This window comes from Ruegeria sp. (genome assembly GCF_028066395.1).
Taxonomy (GTDB): Bacteria; Pseudomonadota; Alphaproteobacteria; order Rhodobacterales; family Rhodobacteraceae; genus Ruegeria.
Genome location: NZ_JALCBM010000001.1, coordinates 23775 through 29481 on the forward strand (window position 1 = coordinate 23775; position 5707 = coordinate 29481).

Annotated in this window: 6 protein-coding genes; all 6 read right to left on the reverse strand. The window is 58.9% G+C overall.

Annotated elements, in window-relative coordinates; genetic code table 11:
* Positions 1-140: 140 nt before the first annotated feature.
* Positions 141-1685: an NADH-quinone oxidoreductase subunit M gene (locus MPJ51_RS00140; RefSeq protein ID WP_298380971.1), complete on the reverse strand. Its 1545-nt coding sequence runs from the start codon at positions 1683-1685 to the stop codon at positions 141-143.
* Entirely contained in the window at positions 1685-3835 is a 2151-nt protein-coding gene (gene nuoL / locus MPJ51_RS00145; RefSeq protein ID WP_298380972.1) for an NADH-quinone oxidoreductase subunit L, read from the reverse strand. Before nuoL ends, MPJ51_RS00140 begins: the two co-directional genes overlap by 1 nt.
* Positions 3836-3841: 6 nt before the next feature.
* A complete protein-coding gene (gene nuoK, locus MPJ51_RS00150) occupies positions 3842-4147 on the reverse strand; it encodes an NADH-quinone oxidoreductase subunit NuoK (RefSeq protein WP_005984024.1) in 306 nt (101 codons plus the stop codon).
* Positions 4144-4719, reverse strand: coding sequence for a hypothetical protein (locus MPJ51_RS00155; protein ID WP_298380973.1), 576 nt, complete (start codon positions 4717-4719; stop codon positions 4144-4146). Before MPJ51_RS00155 ends, nuoK begins: the two co-directional genes overlap by 4 nt.
* The gene (locus tag MPJ51_RS00160) at positions 4719-5321 is read right to left on the reverse strand and encodes an NADH-quinone oxidoreductase subunit J (protein ID WP_171329748.1); all 603 of its coding nucleotides are present in this window, start codon (positions 5319-5321) and stop codon (positions 4719-4721) included. The genes MPJ51_RS00155 and MPJ51_RS00160 overlap by 1 nt, the downstream gene beginning before the upstream one ends.
* On the reverse strand, positions 5318-5707 hold a 390-nt coding region (locus MPJ51_RS00165; protein ID WP_298380974.1), incomplete at its 5' end, for a carboxymuconolactone decarboxylase family protein. The genes MPJ51_RS00165 and MPJ51_RS00160, both read right to left, overlap by 4 nt.

Sequence of the window (5707 nt, forward strand, 5' to 3'; positions counted from 1 at the left end):
GTCGCCCAGACCAGCACCGGTGCCAGCCCGTCCTTGCTGGTGTAGACCGCCCCGATCAGCGCCACCATCGCATAGACGGCCAGAACGATTTCCGGCAGGATTACAGTCAGATCAGCCTGGATCATGTCTCCAAAGCCCCCTTAATGCGATGCGGCCGTCTGGGTCGCGGCCTCAGCCGCGGCCAGAGCCGTGTCATAGTTCGAAATCAGCGCGGCGGTGGATTGTCCGATCACATCGGTCACCAGCGACGGGTAGATGCCCAACAGAATGGTCATCACGATCAGCGGCGCAAAGATCAACCGCTCGCGCGAACTCATGTCGGTGATGGCTTTCAGGCTTTCTTTGATCAAATCGCCAAAGACCACCCGGCGATAGAGCCACAGCGCATAACCGGCCGAGAAGATCACACCGGTCGCGGCCACCGCCGTCACCCAAGTGTTGACCTGGAAGGCCCCCATCAGGGTCAGGAATTCGCCGACAAAACCCGACGTCCCCGGCAGGCCGACATTGGCCATGGTGAACAGCATGAAGACCAGCGCATAAGCGGGCATGCGGATGACCAGACCACCATAAGCCTCGATATCGCGGGTGTGCATCCGGTCGTAGATCACGCCGACACACAGGAACAGCGCCGCCGAAATGAATCCGTGGCTGAGCATCTGGAAGATCGCCCCGTCAATGCCCTGCTGGTTCGCCGCGAAAATCCCCATGGTCACAAAGCCCATATGCGCGACCGAGGAATAGGCGATCAGCTTTTTCATATCCTCCTGCACCAGCGCCACCAGTGAGGTATAGACCACCGCAATCGCCGACATCCACAGCACCACATCGGTCATCACTGCCGAGCCCACAGGGAACATCGGCAGGCTGAACCGCAGGAAGCCATAGCCGCCCATCTTCAGCAGGATCGCGGCCAGCACGACCGAGCCCGCCGTGGGCGCCTGCACGTGCGCATCCGGCAGCCAGGTGTGAACCGGCCACATCGGCATCTTCACTGCGAAGCTGGCGAAGAACGCCAGGAACATCAGCGTCTGCAAGCCGCCAACGATATAGATGCCCAGAACGCTGAACCCTTCGGAGGAGAACTGATGGTTCATCAGCGCCTCGATATCCGTGGTGCCCGCATCGGAATACATCGCCACCATCGCCACCAGCATCAGCACCGAGCCGAGGAAGGTATAAAGGAAGAACTTGAAGCTGGCGTAGATGCGGTTCGCCCCGCCCCAAATGCCGATGATCAGGAACATCGGGATCAGACCTGCCTCGAAGAACAGGTAGAACAGCACCAGATCCAGCGCCATGAACACGCCCAGCATCAGCGTTTCCAGCAGCAGGAAGGCGATCATGTATTCCTTGACCCGATCCGTCACCTGCCAGCTGGCCAGAATGGTCAGCGGCATGATGAAGGTGGTTAGCAGCACGAACAGCACGCTGATGCCGTCCACGCCCATCTTGTATTTCAGGCCCAGCAGCCATTCACCCTCTTCCACCATCTGGAAGCCGGTGTTGGACGGATCAAAGCCGGTATAGATGCCGATCGAGACCAGAAAGGTCACAGTCGTCGCAACCAGCGCCACCCATTTGGCGTTGCGCTGCGCGGCTGCGTCCTCACCATGCAGGAACAGGGCCAGGATGCCTGCTGCGATGGCGGGGATGAAGGTGACAATAGATAGGATATTGTCCATTAGTGTGCGCCTCCGCCGATCGACATCCAGGTGATCAGGGCAGCGATACCCAGAACCATCCAGAAGGCGTAAGTAAAGATGTAGCCCGTCTGTGCCTTGCCTGCGAGGCGGGTGAAGAAGGGAACAATGCCCATCGCGACCCCGTTCAGGAAGCCATCGATGGTGTTGCCATCACCGCGCTTCCACAGGAACCGGCCAAGCGCCACGGTGGGTTTGACGAAGACCGCATCGTAAATCTCGTCAAAATACCACTTGTTCAGCAGGAACAGGTACAGCGGACGCTGGTTCGCCGCCAGACGCGCGGGCAGCGAGGTGTTCACGATGTAGAACCAATAGGCCACGACAAAGCCCAGCAGCATGGCCACAAAGGGCGAGACCTTGACCCATTTCGGAGCCGCATGCGCGTCATCCAGAACATGGTTGTCCGGCGCGATATACAGCGCGCCCTCACCCGGTTGACCGGCAAAGACATAGTGGTGATCACTGCCATACGCGGCCGCTTCGCCATGAGTGTCCTCAGCGGCATGGCCTGCATCGGTGCTGGACGCCTCATCATGGCTCGTATCGCCATGATCGGCATCCGCCTGATCGGTCCCGTGCGACGCGTCCGCTCCGGCCTCGGCCACCGGGATGCCATAGAACTTGCCGACCTTGTCCGTGTGGCCAAAGAACTGGTTGTACCACAGCATGCCCGAGAACACGGCCCCCAGCGACAGAACCCCCAGCGGGATCAGCATGACCATCGGGCTTTCATGCGCATGGTCATGGGTATGCTTGTCCCCGCGCGGCTCACCATAGAAGGTCAGGAAGATCAGACGCCAGCTATAGAACGAGGTGAACATCGCCGCGATCACCAGCATCCAGAAGGCGTAACCCGTGCCACCGGCAAAGGCGCTTTCGATGATGGCATCCTTGGACAGGAACCCGGCGAAACCAAAAGTGGTCAGCGGGATGCCCACGCCGGTGATGGCCAGCGTGCCGATCATCATCGCCCAGAAGGTATAGGGGATTTTCTTCCGCAGCCCGCCGTATTCGGTCATCTCCTGCTCGTGATGCATGGCGTGGATCACCGAACCGGCACCAAGGAACAGCAGCGCCTTGAAAAACGCATGCGTCAGCAGGTGGAACATCGCCGCCGAATACATGCCGACGCCCGCAGCCACGAACATGTAGCCCAACTGCGAACAGGTCGAATAGGCGATGACGCGCTTGATATCGGTCTGCACCAGACCCACGGTCGCGGCAAAGAACGCGGTCGAGGCCCCAAGGAAGGTGATGAACCCGGTCGCGCCCGGCGCGAACTCCATCAGCGGAGACATGCGACAGACAAGGAACACACCCGCCGTCACCATGGTCGCCGCGTGGATCAGGGCCGACACTGGGGTCGGGCCTTCCATCGCGTCCGGCAGCCAGGTGTGCAGGATCAACTGCGCCGATTTCCCCATCGCGCCGATGAAGAGCAGCACACAGATCACCTCAATCGCGGTCCATTCACCCCACAGGAACGTCAACTGCGTCTCTGCCAGCGTGGGTGCAGAGGCGAAAATGTCCGAGAAATTGATACTGTCGGTCAGGAAGAACAGCGCAAAGATGCCTAAGGCAAAGCCGAAATCCCCCACCCGATTGACGATGAACGCCTTCATCGCGGCCGCATTGGCGCTCGGTTTGCGGTAATAGAACCCGATCAGCAGGTAGGACGCGACGCCCACGCCTTCCCAGCCAAAGAACATCTGCACCAGATTATCCGCCGTCACCAGCATCAGCATGGCGAAGGTGAAGAACGACAGATAGGCAAAGAAGCGCGGCTTATAGCTCTCACCCTCGCGCCATTGCGGGTCGTGATCCATGTAGCCGAAGGAATACAGATGCACGAGCGCCGAGACGGTCGTCACAACGATCAGCATGATCGCGGTCAGACGGTCCAGACGGATGGCCCAGCTTGTCGACAGCGAGCCGCTCTCGATCCAGCGCAGAATCTCGATCTGCTGGGTCACCCCGTCGAAGGTCAGGAACACGACCCAGGACAGCAGACAGGCCAGAAACAGCAGGCCCGTGGCGGTCCACATGGCGGCTTTCTCGCCAATGAACTTCCAGCCGAACCCGCAAAGGATTGCGCCCACCAGCGGGGCAAAGAGGATGGTGGTTTCCATGTTCCCTTACCCCTTCATCATATTGACGTCTTCAACCGCGATGGTGCCACGGTTGCGGAAGAAACAGACCAGAATGGCCAGACCAATCGCCGCCTCGGCCGCCGCAACGGTCAGTACGAACAGCGTAAACACCTGCCCGACCAGATCGCCGAGGAAACTGGAAAACGCCACGAGGTTGATATTCACCGCCAGCAGCATCAGTTCGATGCTCATCAGCAGGATGATGACGTTCTTGCGGTTCAGGAAGAGACCGAAGATGCCGATGACGAACAGCGTCGCCGCGACCGTAAGATAGTGTTCAAGTCCGATCATAGCTTCGCTCCTGGCGAGTCGGGGTAGTAGAGTTTGCAGCCACAGGTGTAGTCGATGCGCTTGCGCGTTTCGTGCCTACTGAAGAACCACCGCAAATTAGTTTCAGCGCGGTAGTTGTGCTCGATTGAAGTGCGCCTCACGTCCAAAAGAGTTGTTTGCGAATTCAAACCCAAGGGTCCTAACGGTTCTTGTAAGAGGTCGATAGTCGCATCAGGCCCTTGCGCAGAAGACACTGTTTTATGACCAGATTCGTCACTCTTTTTCACTGGCCCTACACGCTTACCGAATACGACAATACCTTGGCCGGTTGAACAATCAGAAACGAATAGGTTCAGCCGACTCATACAATTCGTCCCAGTAATAAGTTTTTGAGCGATATGTCCGTTGCCCAAATCTATCACTGGCTCTCCGCTGAATGTGTCATACTTTTTGCGACCACCCTTACTGAAGGCACAGCTTTTTTCGACTACCAGCTTTTCGAAGTTTTCCTTTAAAGCTGTAAGCGAACAAGCTTGAGCAGCGGCACCTGACGCAAACAGAAACAAAAATATTACTAGGGCCGTGCTGCGCATCACAACCCCTGCCCCGGTTTTACGTCCTTCAACTCCATCGCCTTGGCCGGGTCGCGCATCATCTGGCCGATGATGTCCTGACGCTTGATGTCCTGACGGTGGCGCAGCGTCAAAACGATGGCACCGATCATCGCCACCAGCAGGATCAGACCCGCCAGTTGGAACAGAAGGAAGTATTGATCGTAAAGGATGACGCCCAGCGCCTCGGTGTTATGCCGGTCCGCCGGGACCGGTTGCGCCAGATTGGCGGCGGCCCCTTGCGCGCTGTCCCATGCGCCGAAGGCCATGACGAACTGCATCAGGATGACCAGACCGATCAGCAGGGCCAGCGGCATATAACGCGCCATCTCGGCCTTGAGCTCGGCAAAGTCCACGTCCAGCATCATCACCACGAACAGGAACAGAACCGCGACCGCGCCCACGTAGACGATGATCAGCAGCATCGCCACGAACTCGGCCCCCAGCAGCACGAACAGCCCCGCCGAGGACAGGAACGCCAAAATCAGCCACAGCACCGAGTGCACCGGCTGGCGGCTGATCACCGTGAACAGGCCGCCGGTGATGGCACTGATGGCAAACAGATAGAAGGCAAAGACGGTCATTGATCCTCATCCTCGTTATCGCCCATGACCTCTTGCGCCAGATCCAGCGCGCGGGTCATGGCCGGGATGCCGGCAAAGACCGACATCTGACCGATCGTTTCCACGATCTCTTGTTTCTTGGCACCCGCTTCCAGCGCGTGGCGCACGGTCTGACGCACCGCCGAATCCGCCTGCGCGCCCTGACAGGTCAGCCCGGCCAGCGTCAGCAGCAGGCGGGTCTTGGCATCCAGCCCGTCTTTGTTGACGGTGTTGCCGAACATCATCTCCATGACCTCTTTCGGCATGGTCGGCCACAGCGCCTCGAACCCTTTGGGCGAGAAATTCTCCATCGCCGGGTTCATCGCCTTGGCCATGTCCTGAGCTTGGCGCATCATCAGCTCGAACGG

What these genes read in the sequence shown, in the direction of transcription:
- nuoL (WP_298380972.1), bottom strand. Translation starts at nt 3,835, where the DNA reads ATGGAAACCACCATCCTCTTTGCCCCGCTGGTGGGCGCAATCCTTTGC.
- MPJ51_RS00155 (WP_298380973.1), bottom strand. Translation starts at nt 4,719, where the DNA reads ATGCGCAGCACGGCCCTAGTAATATTTTTGTTTCTGTTTGCGTCAGGT.
- MPJ51_RS00140 (WP_298380971.1), bottom strand. Translation starts at nt 1,685, where the DNA reads ATGGACAATATCCTATCTATTGTCACCTTCATCCCCGCCATCGCAGCA.
- nuoK (WP_005984024.1), bottom strand. Translation starts at nt 4,147, where the DNA reads ATGATCGGACTTGAACACTATCTTACGGTCGCGGCGACGCTGTTCGTC.
- MPJ51_RS00160 (WP_171329748.1), bottom strand. Translation starts at nt 5,321, where the DNA reads ATGACCGTCTTTGCCTTCTATCTGTTTGCCATCAGTGCCATCACCGGC.